The organism is Pseudothioglobus sp. nBUS_23, assembly GCF_051201565.1.
In the GTDB taxonomy this organism is placed as follows: domain Bacteria; phylum Pseudomonadota; class Gammaproteobacteria; order PS1; family Pseudothioglobaceae; genus Pseudothioglobus.
The window spans coordinates 1,244,092-1,260,762 of sequence record NZ_CP179200.1 but is presented as its reverse complement, the minus strand read 5'-3'; the positions used below and the strand labels follow the sequence as shown (position 1 = coordinate 1,260,762).

13 protein-coding genes are annotated in these 16,671 nt (G+C 37.1%); 5 read left to right on the top strand and 8 right to left on the bottom strand.

The annotated features are described in order from the left end of the window. Positions 1–2 precede the first annotated feature (2 nt). A complete protein-coding gene (gene trxA, locus ACMAZA_RS06430) occupies positions 3–362 on the bottom strand; it encodes a thioredoxin (protein ID WP_435188012.1) in 360 nt (119 codons plus the stop codon). A gap of 88 nt (positions 363–450) precedes the next feature. On the opposite strand from trxA, the gene ruvC reads away from it, so the two are divergent. Then, entirely contained in the window at positions 451–921 is a 471-nt protein-coding gene (ruvC, locus tag ACMAZA_RS06425; RefSeq protein ID WP_435188010.1) for a crossover junction endodeoxyribonuclease RuvC, read from the top strand. Between the two features lie 4 nt (positions 922–925). Here the strand turns inward: ruvC and ACMAZA_RS06420 are convergent, their stop codons facing one another. Continuing rightward, positions 926–2,062, bottom strand: coding sequence for a cation diffusion facilitator family transporter (locus ACMAZA_RS06420; RefSeq protein WP_435188008.1), 1,137 nt, complete (start codon positions 2,060–2,062; stop codon positions 926–928). A 587-nt stretch (positions 2,063–2,649) separates the two neighbouring features. Here ACMAZA_RS06420 and ACMAZA_RS06415 point away from each other — a divergent pair. Next, positions 2,650–3,249 (top strand): peroxiredoxin, encoded by a 600-nt coding sequence (locus ACMAZA_RS06415; RefSeq protein WP_435188006.1) that lies wholly within the window; start codon positions 2,650–2,652, stop codon positions 3,247–3,249. Positions 3,250–3,259: 10 nt separating this feature from the next. Here ACMAZA_RS06415 and dinG read toward each other — a convergent pair whose 3' ends face one another. The 3 genes from dinG to rlmE are packed head-to-tail and all read right to left on the bottom strand — an operon-like array spanning position 3,260 to position 6,921. Next, positions 3,260–5,317 carry an ATP-dependent DNA helicase DinG gene (dinG, locus tag ACMAZA_RS06410; RefSeq protein ID WP_435188004.1) on the bottom strand — a complete coding sequence of 686 codons (2,058 nt, stop codon included), beginning with the start codon at positions 5,315–5,317 and terminating at the stop codon, positions 3,260–3,262. A gap of 8 nt (positions 5,318–5,325) precedes the next feature. Continuing rightward, positions 5,326–6,297 (bottom strand): polyprenyl synthetase family protein, encoded by a 972-nt coding sequence (locus ACMAZA_RS06405; protein WP_435188003.1) that lies wholly within the window; start codon positions 6,295–6,297, stop codon positions 5,326–5,328. Between the two features lie 6 nt (positions 6,298–6,303). After that, a complete protein-coding gene (gene rlmE / locus ACMAZA_RS06400; protein WP_435188002.1) occupies positions 6,304–6,921 on the bottom strand; it encodes a 23S rRNA (uridine(2552)-2'-O)-methyltransferase RlmE in 618 nt (205 codons plus the stop codon). Between the two features lie 140 nt (positions 6,922–7,061). Between rlmE and typA the strand changes: the two genes are divergently transcribed. Further along, positions 7,062–8,873 carry a translational GTPase TypA gene (gene typA, locus ACMAZA_RS06395; RefSeq protein WP_435188001.1) on the top strand — a complete coding sequence of 604 codons (1,812 nt, stop codon included), beginning with the start codon at positions 7,062–7,064 and terminating at the stop codon, positions 8,871–8,873. Positions 8,874–8,973: 100 nt separating this feature from the next. Next, positions 8,974–12,159 carry an efflux RND transporter permease subunit gene (locus ACMAZA_RS06390; RefSeq protein ID WP_435187999.1) on the top strand — a complete coding sequence of 1,062 codons (3,186 nt, stop codon included), beginning with the start codon at positions 8,974–8,976 and terminating at the stop codon, positions 12,157–12,159. Here ACMAZA_RS06390 and ruvA read toward each other — a convergent pair whose 3' ends face one another. The 3 genes from ruvA to leuC are packed head-to-tail and all read right to left on the bottom strand — an operon-like array spanning position 12,160 to position 14,764. After that, positions 12,160–12,753 carry a Holliday junction branch migration protein RuvA gene (gene ruvA, locus ACMAZA_RS06385; RefSeq protein WP_435187997.1) on the bottom strand — a complete coding sequence of 198 codons (594 nt, stop codon included), beginning with the start codon at positions 12,751–12,753 and terminating at the stop codon, positions 12,160–12,162. Further along, the gene (leuD, locus tag ACMAZA_RS06380) at positions 12,750–13,364 is read right to left on the bottom strand and encodes a 3-isopropylmalate dehydratase small subunit (RefSeq protein WP_435187995.1); all 615 of its coding nucleotides are present in this window, start codon (positions 13,362–13,364) and stop codon (positions 12,750–12,752) included. Before leuD ends, ruvA begins: the two co-directional genes overlap by 4 nt. Then, positions 13,361–14,764: a 3-isopropylmalate dehydratase large subunit gene (gene leuC / locus ACMAZA_RS06375; protein WP_435187994.1), complete on the bottom strand. Its 1,404-nt coding sequence runs from the start codon at positions 14,762–14,764 to the stop codon at positions 13,361–13,363. Before leuC ends, leuD begins: the two co-directional genes overlap by 4 nt. Before the next feature lie 131 nt (positions 14,765–14,895). Between leuC and ACMAZA_RS06370 the strand changes: the two genes are divergently transcribed. Next, on the top strand, positions 14,896–16,668 hold the full coding sequence (locus ACMAZA_RS06370) for an N-acetylglutaminylglutamine amidotransferase (RefSeq protein ID WP_435187992.1): 1,773 nt from the start codon (positions 14,896–14,898) through the stop codon (positions 16,666–16,668). Positions 16,669–16,671 lie beyond the last annotated feature (3 nt).

Sequence of the window (16,671 nt, the reverse complement as noted above, 5' to 3'; positions counted from 1 at the left end):
AGTCACTTTTGACTTTCAAGCTCCTTTCTAACTTCATCCATGTCAATTGATTTCGCCTTATCAAGCAAATCTTCTAAATCCTTAGCAGTCATGGATCCTGCCTGAGAGAATATTCCAATCTGCTCCCTAAATATCATTAAGGTAGGGATTGATCTGATTCCAAAATGAGCGCCCAGTGATTGCTCTTCTTCAGTATTTACTTTTGCAAAAGTGACCCCATCAATTTTTTCTGAGGCCTCCTTAAAGGTAGGAGCAAATTGGAGACATGGCCCACACCATGGAGCCCAAAAATCAATAATAACAATATCATTACTGCTTATTGTTTCGTCAAAGTTAGATTGCTTGAGCTCGATAACAGACATAGTTCCCCTCTTAATTTAAAGTCAAATCGCATTATATCTTTTTTACTAAAATACTGGCTTGTTTTTACTGAGCTGATAGAATAGCTTTATGAAAATACTTGGTATAGATCCTGGCTCTAGAATTACTGGTTTCGGCTTAATTGAAGCCAATAAGCTAAAATTTTCATATATTAATAGTGGATGTATAAGAACGCAAGGCGAGCTTAATGAAAGAATAATTACTATCTATGAGGGAATTAAGGAAATCATTGATAAACACGAAGTTGATATTGTTGTAGTTGAAAGAGTATTCATGAGGCCTGATAGGCCAAACCCCGATGCTGCAATAAAGCTTGGTCATGCCCGAGGTGCAATAATTTCAGCTGCTGGGGGAAAAGGGATTCCAATTATTGATTACACTGCTAATCAAATAAAAAAAGCTGTTGTGGGAAGAGGGCATGCTACTAAGGAGCAAGTTTCATTCATGGTGCAACAACTCTTAAAACTTAATAAAGCACCTCAAGCAGATGCTGGCGATGCACTAGCAGGAGCTATTTGCCATGGTTATCATGCACTTTAGTCTACTAGCTGTAATAGACCTTAACTTGGCCAAACCCTGGAAGTTTTTCAAGAGCTGAACTGAATTCTGATTGAATCTGCTCAGTTGTTTTATTTTTTAAATAATCAATTGATAAGTAAAAATCAACCAATATTTCCCCGTCCAAGTAATGAAGCTGTGTTTTCTCAATTTCAAAATTTAAGTTTTCAAGTTTTAAAGATTGACTAATAATTTTTAGAGCCTGTGCACGCTCAGGTAAGTCCTTATAAGGTGCATCCTCTTTTTCTTCATCATTCTCTGGATCTATATGTACAGTAACGTCATCAAGCTCTTCGATGCATTCTTTAGCAACACGCTCAACACTTACACTAATAATATGACCCTCACTAACAGACAAAAAGGGATTAACCTGGACATGGACATCGGCAGACTTTTTATGGCCAACCTTTCTTGTTCTGAGAGTATGAACACTTTTGACACCTTTAATCTCAGACAAAGCTAAACGAAGTGCCTTTATATCTTCTTGATCAATTGACGTATCAACTAATTCCTTAGTGGCTTCGAAGCCAAGTTGCCAGCCAATATATATGATTAATACTCCAACAATCATAGCCGCCACACTATCAAGGAAAGAGTATCCATTAACAGCGCCAATGATTCCTATAACTACAACGATAGAGGACAAGGCATCCGTTCTGTGATGCCAAGCATTTGCCCTAAGAAGGTCAGATTTTATATTTTTTGAAACTTTAAGTGTATACCAATAAAGCCCTTCTTTACTCAATATAGATAAAGCAGCAGCAGCAATTAACCAGTTGCCATATTGAAGCTCATTAGGATTTGAGAAGCGTTCAAAGCCATCAAATATAATTATAGTTCCAACAATCGCTAAAAAAATACTGATACCAAGCGTTGCTACAGTTTCAAAACGCTCATGACCATAAGGATGATCGTCGTCTGGCGCGTCACCAGAAAGTTTTGAAGCATACCAAGTTACCCAGTCAGTGAGCAAATCAGAAAAAGAGTGAATTCCATCAGCAATTAGAGCACTTGATTGTCCAATGTAACCCAATACAATTTTTATGATCGAAAGAAATAAATCAATTGAAGCCCCAACAATGGTTACTTTTTGACTTTCCTTACTGCGTTTTCCTAAATCCATTCAGTGTTAATTATTGAAAGTTTTATAGTTATATTTTAGGTTATGTTATTACGATTTTTGAACTCCATAGTAGATATTACAATTTTTTTTTAAAAAAGACTTGCAATTGCAAATGAGAATGAGTATCATTATCATTAAATTGAAAACACTAAATTTTTTAAAGGTTTGAAATGATTATTTATAAAACTGACTTCCTCAATCTTCGTTTTATTTTTGATCATTTCAACTGCTTCAGAATAGCCCTCCGAACTAGTATGAAGCGAAATATCAAAGGAGATTTTAAATAAGTGATATTTTAATTACATTCATAGTTATTTACTTCCTTTAATAACTCCCTATTTGTAATTAATTGGCCCTATGTCTTCCTCCTTCCATAGGGCTTTTTTTAAACTAAAAATGAAATATTGGTATAGCTACAAAATCTATTTACTAAAGAAAGCCAATCGTTTGAGTTTTATTTCGATGAGGAAACACGGCATTCCAAAGAAAATTATTGGTCAAATACTCTTAGATCAAGTGAAAAATGACTTTAAGAAAGAATTAGATTCCTATTACAAAAGCCCTAGAACATTAAACAGGAGAATACTTTGAGCGTATTGGTTACTAAACAAGCACCTGACTTTATTTCATCCGCTATTCTTGGTGATGGGAGTATTGTTGATGACTTTCAACTATCAAAATTCAAAGGGAGAAAAATAGTACTTTTTTTCTATCCACTGGACTTTACATTTGTTTGCCCTTCTGAGATTTTGGCTCATCACAAAAGAGTTAAAGCTTTTGATGAGAGAAATACTATGCTTATTGGAGTCTCAATAGACTCTAAGCACACTCATAATGCTTGGCGAAATACTAATGTTAATGATGGAGGAATAGGAGCAATAGACTTTCCATTAGTTTCAGATATGAATCACTCAATTATGAGCTCATATGGAATTGAACACCCTGAGGGAACAGCATTAAGAGCTTCTTTTTTAATAGATGAGAACTTTGTTATTCGTCACCAAGTAGTAAATGATCATCCATTAGGTAGGAATGTAGATGAAATGCTGAGAATGGTTGATGCACTTGATTTTCATACCGAAAATGGTGAAGTCTGTCCAGCTGGATGGAACAAGGGCGATGATGGGATGAATGAGAGTGCTCAGAGTGTCGCAGAGTATTTATCAAAAAATGCTGATAATCTTTAAGTTAATCTGATTATTCAACCACAATCTTAAATTCAGGAAGAGCTTTTAGCAGAAGTTTGCCATAAAACTTTGTTATTAGTCTATTATCAAAAATTGTAATTGTTCCAGAGTCAGTTTCAGTTCTAATAAGTCTTCCGCATGCTTGGATTAGTCTCAAAGAGGCATCTGGAAGTGATATTTCCATAAATGCATTTCGGTTCATTGATTCAAGGTAGGATTGGGTAGTCATTTCTATCGGAGAAGTTGGAACACTAAAACGAAGCTTAGAGATAAATACATGGTTTAAATTATCACCCTTCAAGTCCACTCCCTCAGCAAAGCTATCTAGCCCAAAGATAATGCTCCCTTTGCCATTTTTACGATTTTGAATATGCCTCTCTAAAATATTTTTTTTACTATATTCGCCCTGAATTAGAAGTTCACAGTCTACTGATTTTTCTAATAAGTCTGCCACCTCCTGCATCTGGTTGTTAGAGGCAAATAAAACTAATGATGCGGATTGAGAATCTATTCTCTTTATTAGTTCCTGCGCAACTTCCTGTGTATGCTCATATGTATTAGTAGGACTTGACTTTATCTTTCCAACTATAAATTCAACAGACTTATGATCGAATGGTGAAGGCAATCTGAGGTATTGATTGTCGAGCGCATTTAATCCAATTTGCTGATTCAGTCGATCGAAACTGCCAAGAGCGGTCAGAGTTGCAGATGTTAAAACAACTCCTGCTGCCTTTGACCAAATCATATTTTTCAAAGAAGTTGAGACATCAATTTTGGCAGAATTTAACTGATAGTTATATTTCTTATTTGCAAGTCTGGACTGATTTATCCAGTTACTCAGTGGTGGTTTTTCAGGGTCTTGGATTTGATTAAATGTAGAAAGAAGAGATAAAATTGATGAAAGATTTTGATTATTTTGGCCAACTATGTTGTTGATATTATCTGTAGTTGGTTGGTCTATTTTATTTGTCTTGACAAACTCTTCCCACTGTTCCTTAAATTGACAAAAGTCATTGTAAGCTGAGTTAAATATAACAAACAATTTTTTAGTTAAGTTGGTTATCTCATTAGGTATTCCCTTAATTGAAAAAAGGAAAGTATCATCTTTAAAATCAAGCTCAGAAATTAGTTCGATCAAATCTTTAATTGACTCATCAACTTTTTCAATATAACTATCTGCAGCCTTTGATTTAGTTATTTTAATAATTTGTTCTATTGAGCCCTGACTTTGACGTATCGAGGCTTTCATAAACTCAGTGCTTCCTCCAATTGAAAAATGAGACAAAGCTTTTTGAGATAAGTGGTGCGCTTCATCAAAAATAAAAATGCAATCTTCAACATCAGGTAGAACATTATTTCCATTGATAATATCAGCAAGAACCAAATCATGGTTAGCAATAATTACGTCCGAATTTGAGGCTCTCTTTCTAGCTTTAAAAAAAGAGCAATCATTATAGAATTCACAATTTTTTGAATTGCAAGTGAATCTATTGCATGCAATTTTTTGCCAGAGACTATTTTCTGGAGGGCTTTCTAAATCATCAATTTCACCACTCCAGCTTTTAGAGGAGAAGCTTTCAGCCATCTCTGAAAGGATATCAAGATCATTTTTAGTTGGCTTTTCATCCCAAAGAAGAGCATCTTCGAAAAGCTCTCTAGAGTTTGAATTTTCTTCCGTCAAATTAATTAAGTTTCTAATGCAGACATATCTTGATCTTCCTTTAGCCAATGCAAATTCAAAATCTACAGATGCATATTTTGTAGCTTCAACAATATCTTTATTAAGAATTTGTTCTTGAAGCGCTACATTAGCAGATGCAATAATAAGTTTCTTTTTTAGAGCTTTTGCAATCGGCAGACAGCTGACAAGGTAAGCCATTGTTTTTCCAGTTCCTGTTGGAGCTTCAACACAAATGATGGGATTTGAATTAGGATATTCTCCCATCAGGGTTTTGGAAATTTCAGCAATCATTTTGTTTTGAGATGATCGATTACTAAAATTATTCAGCTGAGTTTTCGCGCCATCAAAAGAGGAGCGAATCTGTTGTTTGAGTTCAGGAGAGAGCATTAAGGGGCTTAGGCACTTCTTTCAAGAGATAGTTCACACAAAAGTATGAGCGCAGTTTTATATTTTGAGTCTGGAAGATGAGCAATTGACTTCAGTGCTTTATTTGATTGGGCCTTTGCAATGTCACGACTATATTGAAAAGCATTAACATTTAAAAGTATATCGACAATCTGGTTAATATTTGATGCATCTGCATTATTGATCGCATCTGTTAGAATTTTATTTTCAACTTTTTTTGTTTTCTCCAATGCATAGATCATTGGAAGTGTCACCTTTCCTTCTGATAAGTCATCACCTATTTCCTTTCCAATAATGCTTGAGTCTGATTCGTAATCCAAAGTGTCATCAATGATTTGAAAAGCGTTACCTAGGTGCATTCCAAAGCTTCCTAATGCATTAATGGTTTGTTGATCAGATTTAGATAAAATTGCAGCAATCTGGCATGCAGCCTTAAATAAACAGGCAGTTTTTCTCTCAATGACTTTAAAGTATTTAGTCTGAGTCACTTTGGCATTTTTTATATTCAATAATTGAAGAACTTCACCCTCTGAAATTTGATTTGTAGCTTTTGACAAGATCCTCATAATTGACATAGAGTTTGGCTCAACCATAATTTCAAATGCTCTGGAATATAAAAAATCACCAACTAATACGCTTGGAGCATTACCCCATAACTCGTTAGCAGTTTCGTGACCTCGTCTCGTTTTCGATTGATCGACCACATCATCATGAAGCAGTGTTGCTGTGTGAATGAGTTCAATAACAACTGCCATCGAGTAATGATAGTCTCCTTCATATTCAGTGGCTTTAGCACAAATAAGAAGAAGAAGCGGCCTTATACGCTTTCCGCCAGAATTAATAATGTAGTGACTCATTTGATTAATAAGGCCTACATTTGAGTCAAGTCGATCGACTAGAATCTTATTCATCAGGTCAAGTTCGCTCTTCATAAGAGCTTGTATTTCAGTGAAATTTTGCATATGGAATTATTTTAACTGACTTGCTAATAAATAAACTTCTTTAGATCTGGGTCTAGAGGCTTTAGGTTTTAATACAGAGACTTTCTTAAATGATTTTCTCGTAGTTTGTACAAAAGCATCAAATCCCTCACCTTGAAACAATTTGACTATGAAACTTCCATTTAAATCCAAAGTTTTAATAGCCATTTCAATTGCAAGATCAGCAAGATACATTGATTTTGGTTGGTCAACTGATAATTGACCACTCATATTTGGCGCCATATCAGATAAAACTACGTTAACCTTGAAATCACCTGTTAATTCTAGTAATTTTTCGTAAATTGACTCTTCAGTAAAGTCACCTTGAAGAAAAATCACACCATTGATCTCCTCAATCGGCAAGATATCACTGGCAATCACTTTACCTTTCTCTCCAACAAATTTTGCAGCTACCTGAGACCACCCTCCTGGAGCTGCACCAAGGTCCAAAACTATATCACCATTATGAATGACATTATTTTTTTCGATAATCTCTAGCAATTTGTATACTGCTCTTGAGCGATAGCCCTCTTTTTGGGCTTTTTTAACAAATTCATCGCTCAGATGTTCATGCATCCAGCGTCGAGAGCTTCCTTTTTTTGCCACGATTTAAATTATGTGAAATGAATAGAATTATTTTATAAGAGAAGTTCTTTGAACATTATTAAATTGATTTTTGATTTAAGTCATGGTTCACGAAACTTTTCCGGGATAATGTGCCATCGATTTTTCATTAAGTAGTCATTATGGCAGTTAAATTAAGAAATATTGCAATCATAGCCCATGTAGATCATGGCAAGACAACGTTAGTTGATAAATTACTTTCTCAATCACAAACCTTTGATGATCGTTTTCAGGCAACTGACAGAATGATGGATTCAAATGACCTTGAAAAAGAAAGAGGAATCACAATCAGTTCAAAAAATACAGCCATCAACTGGGGAGAATATCGAATTAATATTGTTGATACGCCTGGCCATGCTGACTTTGGTGGAGAGGTTGAGAGAGTTCTTTCTATGGTTGACAGTGTGCTTTTATTAGTCGATGCAGTCGATGGGCCGATGCCTCAGACGCGTTTTGTAACTAAGAAGGCATTTGAGCAAGGACTCAATCCAATTGTAGTTATAAACAAAATTGATAGACCTAGTGCAAGACCAGACTGGGTCATTGATCAGGTTTTTGATCTTTTTGACCAGTTAGGTGCCACCGAAGACCAGTTAGATTTTCCAGTAATTTATGCTTCTGCACTTGGAGGCTATGCTTCTGAGGACGATTCTGTCAGAGATGGAGATATGACTCCAATGTTTGAGGTAATTGTCGAGAAAGCCCCTGCCCCAGAGGTTGATATTGACGGACCATTTCAGATGCAAATAACTTCTCTAGATTATTCATCATTTGTTGGCGCCATTGGGATTGGAAGGATAGAAAGAGGCGTAGCAAAAAAAAATATGCAAAATGTTTTAGTTGCTCCTGATGGTTCTAAAAGAAATGTAAAGATTGTTCAATTGCTTGGATTTAGTGGCCTTGAGAGGCATGAAGTAAATTTAGCAACTGCAGGAGATATTGTTGGAGTAGTAGGTATAGAAAATATATCAATTTCTGATACACTTTGTGAACCATCTAAGATAGAGCCTTTACCTCCCTTAAGTGTAGATGAGCCAACTGTAAGCATGGCATTCAGAGTCAATGATTCTCCTTTTGCGGGCCTAGATGGAAAATATATCACCTCTAGAAATATTAGAGAGAGGCTTGATAAAGAATTAATTTACAATGTTGCTTTAAGGGTTGAGGATACAGATGATTCCTCTGAGTTTTTAGTTTCAGGAAGAGGTGAATTGCACCTTTCTATATTAATAGAAACTATGAGAAGAGAGGGTTTTGAACTCTCAGTCGGAAGGCCACAAGTGATCTTAAAAGATATTGACGGTAAAGTGTGTGAACCTTTTGAAGAGCTCACTGTCGATGTTGAGTCAGTCCATCAAGGTTCGGTCATGGAAAAATTGGGAGAAAGGAAGGCTGAGCTTACAAATATGACACCAGATGGAAAAGGTCGAGTAAAGCTCGACTTTGTTATTCCTGCAAGAGGATTAATCGGTTTTAGAACTGAGTTTTTAACTGCTACCACCGGAACGGGTCTTATGTATTCATCCTTTGAGTCTTACAGGCCTCAAAAAGAAGGAAAGATTGGTCAAAGAACGAATGGCTCTCTAATCTCAATGAATCAAGGCAAGTCAGTTGCATATGCCATTTTTAATTTACAAAAAAGTGGCAAGTTTTTTGTGGGGCATGGAGAAGACGTCTATGAGGGCATGGTAGTTGGCATAAATTCAAGGGATAAAGATCTTGTCATAAACGTTTTAAAGGGTAAGCAATTGACCAATGTTCGAGCATCAGGCACTGATGAAGCTGTAGCTCTGACTCCAAAAATTAGTCTAGATTTGGAGCAAGCTCTTGAATTTATTGATGATGATGAGCTCGTAGAGGTTACTCCAAGTCATATTAGAATTAGAAAGAGGTTGTTAACTGAGAATCAAAGAAAACGAGCAAGAAATTCATAGAAGTTGAATCATTCTGAAACCTGATTTTCATTCAATCTACATTGTTTCTTCATTTTAAAGCCTATATAATCACTTTTTTTGTCAAAAACAATAGTTTAATATGGATGCCTTTTTAGATTTTCTGGTGAGACAGAAGAAATTTGCGCTTGTCTTCTCTCTTGCATTTATAGCTATTGGTGTCCTTTCTGTAGTGGGCATGCAGCGAGATCAATTTCCGACTGTAGATTTTGAAGTATTGAGTGTAACTACTGCTTATCCAGGGGCCTCTCCTGAAGATGTTGAAAAATCTATAACTAATGTTATTGAAGAAGAGCTTCTTAGTGTTAGTGGAATTAAAGAAATTACTTCTTCCTCAAGAGAAGGCATTTCCAGCATCATAGTGACTCTCGAAGCTGATCTTAAAGATGTTACAACTACTAAAAACGATGTTCGAAATGCGGTGAACCGTGTCAAAGCTTTTCCTGAAGAAGTAACTGATTTACCCCAAGTGGTTGATTTCAATGTCACTGAATTCCCTGTAGTTACAATTAATATTGATAGTACATCCGGAAACTTTAACCAGGCAAGGCAAATTACAGATGAACTTGAGGTGGCTATTTCAAGAATTAAAGGCGTAGCATCAGTAGATAATCCGAGTTATCTTGATAGTGAAATTCAAATAAAGGTCAACCCAGACAAACTTGTCAAATACGAGATGTCAATCAACGAAGTGATCTCCGCGATCTCAAGTAGAAATGCTCGATTTACTGTTGGAGATAATAATCAAGAAAGCCTTGAAAAAAATATTGTAATACTTTCAGAGTTTGAGAGTATCGAGGATATCAAGAACGTTGTCATTAAATCAAGCTTTGATGGTCCAGTCATTAGGTTGAATGATATTGCAGAGGTCTTCAGGGGGCAAGAAGAAGAGACCTCGATAACTCGAGTCAATGGAACAAAAGGATTTGTTCTCCAGGTAAAAAAACAGCCGCAGGCTGATATCATTAGAACCGTCAAAAGAGTGAGAGAGCGTGTTGCTGAACTCCAGAAAAACATTCCAGACGATATCAATATTTTCTATACTGATGACTCCTCAGAAGCTGTTGCAAATCGGCTAGATATCATCATTAAAAATGGCTACATTGGACTGGCTCTAGTTTTGGTAGTATTAGGTGTATTCCTTTCATTAAAAACTGCTTTTTGGGTCGCAGTGAGTATTCCAGTGACTCTCTTAGGAACTGTTTTTGGGCTTGGGCTTACTGGAAACACCATCAATTTAATATCTCTCTCAGGGTTTATCCTTGTTCTAGGAATTGTTGTGGATGATAGTATTGTTATTGCTGAGAGCATCCATCACTATAAATCAAAAGAAGGAAATCTCTACAAAAATGTTGTGATGGGGTTAAAGCGAGTCATCATGCCTGTAGTGACGACAATTATTTCTACCATGCTAGTTATGTCATCATTTTTCTTAATGTCTGGGGTATTAGGTAAATTTATCTATGTGCTGCCTGTTGTTGTATTATTCGCCCTTGCAATTTCATTTCTAGAAATTACATTCGCTCTTCCAGCTCACCTAGCGACTAAGAAAGTTGAGAAACAGAAAACGTGGTTTGTGCCTTTTGAAAATTTATACAACATAATGATGGTGCGTATTCTAAAGTGGCGTTACCTTATCGTTCCATTATTTATTGCACTCCTAGTTTATTCAGCAATGTTTGCTATGAAGAATATTCCTTTCAATTTGTTTCCATCGAGGGGCGCTACAGTCATGTTTGCAAACATTGAGGCACCGAATGGAAGTTCCGCTTCTTACACTGAAAAAATTGTCATTGATGTGGAAAATTTGATTGTTAATGAGATTGGTGAAGACTTGAAATCTTACACGAGCAAAATTGATGCATTTTTCACAAATAAAGCTGACATAGAGATTGCTCTTACACCTACTAGCGACAGAGAGCGTGCTGCTGAAGATATGCAGGAAAAGCTTAAAGAGTTGGTAAAAAATGTTGAAGGTGCTGAAGAAATAAGAATATCTTTGCTTAGACCAGGGCCTCCTCAGGGTGCTGATATTGAGGTTACCTTAGTTTCAGCTAATGATGCCCAGCGAGTGTTAGCCGCAGATAGGCTTGAGGAGATATTAAAGTCAATCAATGGTGTTGACAATATTAATCGAAATGATGAAATTGGTAAGCCAAGAATTGAAACAGTCCTTGATTTTGATGAAATGGCACGTCTAGGAGTGGATTATCAATCTGTCTACAGGCATCTTAGAACTGCCTTTTCAGGATCCTATGTAACTGATGCTACTATTGCAGGTAAGGAAGAAGACGTAAGAATCTATATTGGTGAGAATGACTATACTGAAAACTTTATCCAAAATACTGCAGTAAAAAATCGTCAAGGTAATTTAATACCTATGAGTCAGTTTTCAACCCTTCGAGAAATTGAAGGGGAGCCAGATTATAATCATCTGGATGGTGATCGCTCTATCAAAGTTACAGCAAGTATTGCAGACGGACGTCCAAGGGGAAGACCTTCTAAAGTTGATGAGAGCTCTGAAAACGTCGAGAGTGATTCACTTGATGTCAAGCTAGAGGAATCAGATGAAAGTGCAGCTCAGCCAGAAAGAAGGGGTCCGCCTCCGTCAAAGACCATCATTTTAGCTCAGGCTCTGAAGGAATTAAATGCTTCAGTGGAATACCCTCAAGTATCTATCGTTACCTCTGGAGGAGCTCAAGAATCGATTGAATCACTTCAAGACTTCCTAAGGGCTTTTGTCGTGGCAATCATTGGAATTTTTCTTCTTCTTGCGATACTCTTTAATTCATACTCTCAGCCTATGCTGGTCCTTGCTGCAGTTCCATTTTCTCTGATTGGTGTGATTTGGGCTTTCTATTTTCATGGTGAGCCACTCAGCTTTTTTGCACTGACTGGCTCCTTGGCATTGATGGGGGTTATTGTGAATGATTCTCTAGTGATGGTAAGCCATCTAAACTACATTAGGGATAAGAGCGCCCAATTGGAAGAAAAAAAGGTTTGGATTGCTAGAGGCTCTAGAGATCGTTTGAGGGCTGTTGTATTGACTACCCTGACAACAATGGCTGGAGTTTTGCCTTTGGCTTATGGAATTGGAGGTACTGATGTATTCCTTCAGCCTATGGTTCTTGCTCTTGGCTATGGCCTAATATTTGGTACATTTTTAACATTAATCCTGTTGCCTTGTATGTACCTAATGAACTATGACTTTATCAATATGCTTAGCAGAATTGGAGCAAGATTTTCTAGGAAAAAAGCGCCAGCTTAGCTATTTATTTTGAAGGGCAAGTCGTATTATCTGCTCAGTAGTGAGATTCTGATCTTCAATTTTTGAAACCATTCTGTTAGCCTCTTTAGCTTTAAAGCCAAGTGATTGAAGTGCTTCAATGGCCTGTTTAGAATTTGGATTTGAGCCCTGCTTTAAGTCAGGAGATTTGTTCATATTGCCAGCTAGCTCAAGTTTGCTCAGTCGATCTTGTAGTTCAACTATTAGTTTGAGAGCAGTCTTTTTGCCAATTCCAGGAGTCTTAGCTAGCAAATCAGCGTCCTCTGAAGAAATGCACTCAACCAGAGAGTGAACACTCAGGTTTGATAGGATCGCAAGTGCAACCTTTGGTCCCACACCATTAACTCTGATTAATTCTCTAAAAACGCTCTTTTCATCTTTTGTAATGAAACCAAACAAAGTATGAGCATCCTCTTTAATACTGAGATGGGTATATATTAAAACATCTTCAGACAAATTATCTAACTCATAGAAGGTTGACATTGGGCAGAGGACTTCATATCCAATCCCTTCAACTTCGATAAGGACCTCAGGCGGGTTCTTACTTATAATTCTGCCTTTAAGATGACCAATCATAACCAGGTAAACTTAGCAAAATGCTCTTTTTCAAATGCACGAATCTGATCCTCATGCTGTAATGTTAACCCAATATCATCTAAACCGTTTATGAGTCTTCTCTTTCTCTCTGGATCGACCTCAAAACTATAGGATTCATCGTTTGTTTCAACTGCTTGATTGATTAAATCTATAGATATTTTTCCACTATAGTTAAATAATTTATCAACAATTTCATTGCTGAGGATAATGGGAAGAAGACCATTCTTAAAACAATTGTTATAGAATATATCAGCAAAACTTGGAGCAATGATTGCCCTAAAGCCATAATCATCAAGCGCCCATGGAGCATGTTCCCTTGAAGACCCACATCCAAAATTTCGACGAGTGAGAAGAATTTGTGCACCCTTGAACTTTGGATCATTTAAGACAAATTCAGGATTTATTGGACGTTTAGTATTATCCATGCCTGGCTCTCCATGATCTAAATAGCGCCATTCATCAAATAAATTTGGTCCAAAGCCACTTCTTTTGATGGACTTTAGAAACTGTTTTGGAATGATAGCATCTGTGTCGATATTAGCACGGTCAAGCGGCATTGCAATGGAGTTTATAGGAGTAAATTTTTTCATGCATCTACTCCTGAAAAACGCCCAGCTATTGCTGTTGCAGCAGCAATTGATGGACTTACAAGGTGTGTAAATGAGCCTTGGCCTTGTCGACCCTCGAAGTTTCGATTAGAAGTGCTCGCACATCTTTCTCCTGGTTCAAGTTTGTCTGCATTCATTGCAAGGCACATAGAGCAACCTGGCTCTCTCCACTCAAAGCCAGCATCTTTAAAAATTTGATCAAGACCCTCCTCTTCAGCTTGCTTTTTTACAAGCCCGGATCCAGGAACAACAAGAGCTAATTTAACGTTTTTAGCAATTTTCTTGCCTTTTGCAACATCAGCAGCAGCTCTCAAATCCTCAATTCTTGAGTTTGTGCAGGATCCAATAAAAACCTTATCTATTTCTACCGAACTCATTAAAGTATTTGGTTCTAGGTGAATATACTTGAGCGCATTACGGATACTTTCTGCCTTGACTTCATCTTTTTCAAGTTTTGGATCTGGCGTGGAGCCATGAATATCAACAACCATTTCAGGTGAGGTTCCCCATGTGACCTGAGGTTTTATTTGATTCGCATCAATAAAGATCGAATCATCAAAATGAGATTCTGGGTCACTATGAAGAGTCTTCCAATATTCTAGAGCTGAATTCCAGGTGTCTCCTGTCGGAGAAAAAGGTCTGCCTTTCACATATTCAAGTGTCTTTTCATCAACTGCAACAAGCCCTACTTTTGCTCCAGCCTCGATAGACATATTACACAGAGTCATTCTTCCCTCTATGCTCATCTCTTCAATAGTATTTCCACAAAACTCTATAGCAAAACCTGTTCCGCCAGCAGTACCAATTTTTCCAATAACATACAGCGCGAGATCTTTGGCGCTGACATTACTAGCCAACTCTCCATTAATCTCTATTTTCATATTCTTTGCTTTATTTTGCCAAAGGCAGCCTGTTGCAAGAACATGCTCTACTTCAGAAGTACCTATTCCAAATGCTAGTGCTCCAAGAGCTCCATGAGTTGTGGTGTGTGAGTCCCCACAAACTATACTCATTCCTGGCAAAGTCGCACCTTGCTCTGGGCCAATAACATGAACAATGCCTTGGCGAATATCGTTCATGTGAATTTCATTGATACCGAATGCTTCACAGTTTTTATCTAAAGTTTCAACCTGAAGTCTAGAAACGGGATCAGAAATACTACTCACACCACTTGATCTGTCTGTAGTCGGCACATTATGATCTGGAACCGCAAGATTAGACTTATTGCGCCAAATTTTTCTATCAGCTAAAGAGAGTCCTTCAAAAGCTTGTGGAGAGGTCACTTCATGGATTAATTGACGATCAATATAAATGAGCGTTGATCCATCTTGCTCTAAAACCTTGTGCGCACTCATTAGTTTGTCGTATAGTGTTTGAGGCATTTTGATTAGTAATACTTGATAAAATGACTATTTTACATTTTTTAAAATAACCCACATTACAGAAATAGTTATCAAATATCTCTATTTTGAGTAATGCATTTATTTTAAATTTTAACTTTAGGGCTAATTTTATGTGTGGTATCTGTGGTCAGTTTCGATTTGATGGAAAAGAAGTCTCATCAGAGTCACTCGATAAAATGATGTCAAAGCTAGCAAGACGAGGCCCTGATTCAAGTGGACAATGGAGTGCTCAGCACATTGGTTTTGGACATCAACGATTGAGCATTATTGATTTATCTAGCTATGGTTCTCAGCCAATGGTTGATGACAAGCTTGAACTTACCCTTGTCTTTAATGGAACAATATATAACTACAAGTCACTTCGAGCACAATTATTAAAGAAGGGCTATAATTTTTTCTCTCATTCAGACACTGAGGTTATTATCAAGGCATACCACTTCTGGGGTGAAAACTGTCTGGAGCATTTAGATGGTATGTTTGCTTTTGCTATTTGGGAGCATACTAATAAAAAATTATTTGTTGCTAGGGATAGAATGGGTATCAAGCCACTCTACTTTAACTCTACTTCAAAAGCATTTACTTTTGCATCAAATTCACAGGCTCTTTTAACACAAGAAATTGATAGGAGTGTCAATCCTATTGCACTTCAACAACAGCTATCTCTTCATGGAGTCGTGCCAGCACCAAATACAATCATTAAGGGCATTCAAAAGCTAAAGCCCGGAAGCTATATGATTCTGAAATCTGATGGTCAAATCCAAGAAAAAACATACTGGAGCCCAAATGCTAAGAGACCAGATCGCGAGGTTAGTAATGAGGAATATATCGAGAGAACTCATGAACTATTGACTGCTGCAGTCACTAAAAGAATGAATGCCTCTGATGTCCCAATTGGTGTTCTTCTTTCTGGTGGTCTTGATTCGTCCTTAATTGTTGCACTCCTTAAAGAGGCTGGACATGAAAGAATTAGAACCTTCTCCATTGGTTTTGAAGATATTGATGATGAGGCTGGCAGTGAGTTTGAATACTCAGATCAAATTGTATCTAGATTTAAAACAGAACATAAGAAATACAAAGTGAGCAATCAAGAGGTCCTTCCAAGGTTGTCTGAGGCAGTATTAAATATGGCTGAGCCAATGGTTGGTCAAGATGCAGTTGCATTTTATTTGCTCTCAGAGCAGGTCTCAAAACACACCAAAGTTGTTCTTTCTGGTCAAGGTGCTGACGAAGCTTTTGCAGGTTATTTTTGGTATCCCAGAATGGCAGATGAACATGGGAATGAGATAGATCGTTTTTCAAAACACTATGTTGATAGGCCCCATAAAGAATACTTAAAAACAGTAGCATCTAAATATCGCGGTGAAAATCATACGCATAATTGGCTCAATAAGGAGTTTTCCAAGCCCGGGACCGACTCTTTTATTGATAAGGTATTCAGGACAGATATGACTCGTCTGATAGTTGATGATCCAGTGAAGCGAGTTGATAATATGACAATGGCATGGGGCCTTGAGGCTAGAGTACCCTTTATGGATACGGAGCTAGTTGAGTGGGCATTAAGTATACCCCCTTCATTGAAAATGAGAGAGGAAGGCAAGTATCCACTAAAGAAAATATCAAGAAGTCTATTACCAAAGTCAGTGATTGACCGAAAAAAAGGTTATTTCCCAATGCCAGCTCTTAAGTATATTCAAGGAGAATTCCTAGAATTTATGTCTGATATACTCTTGTCAAGCGCTTGCAGGAGTAGGGGAGTTTTTGATGAGCAATACATTCAAAAGGTAATTGACTCACCGAGAGAATATATGACCGCGTTAAATGGCTCAAGATTATGGCACTTAGCACTTCTTGAATATTGGTTTCAGATTAATTTAGATAACTAGCTT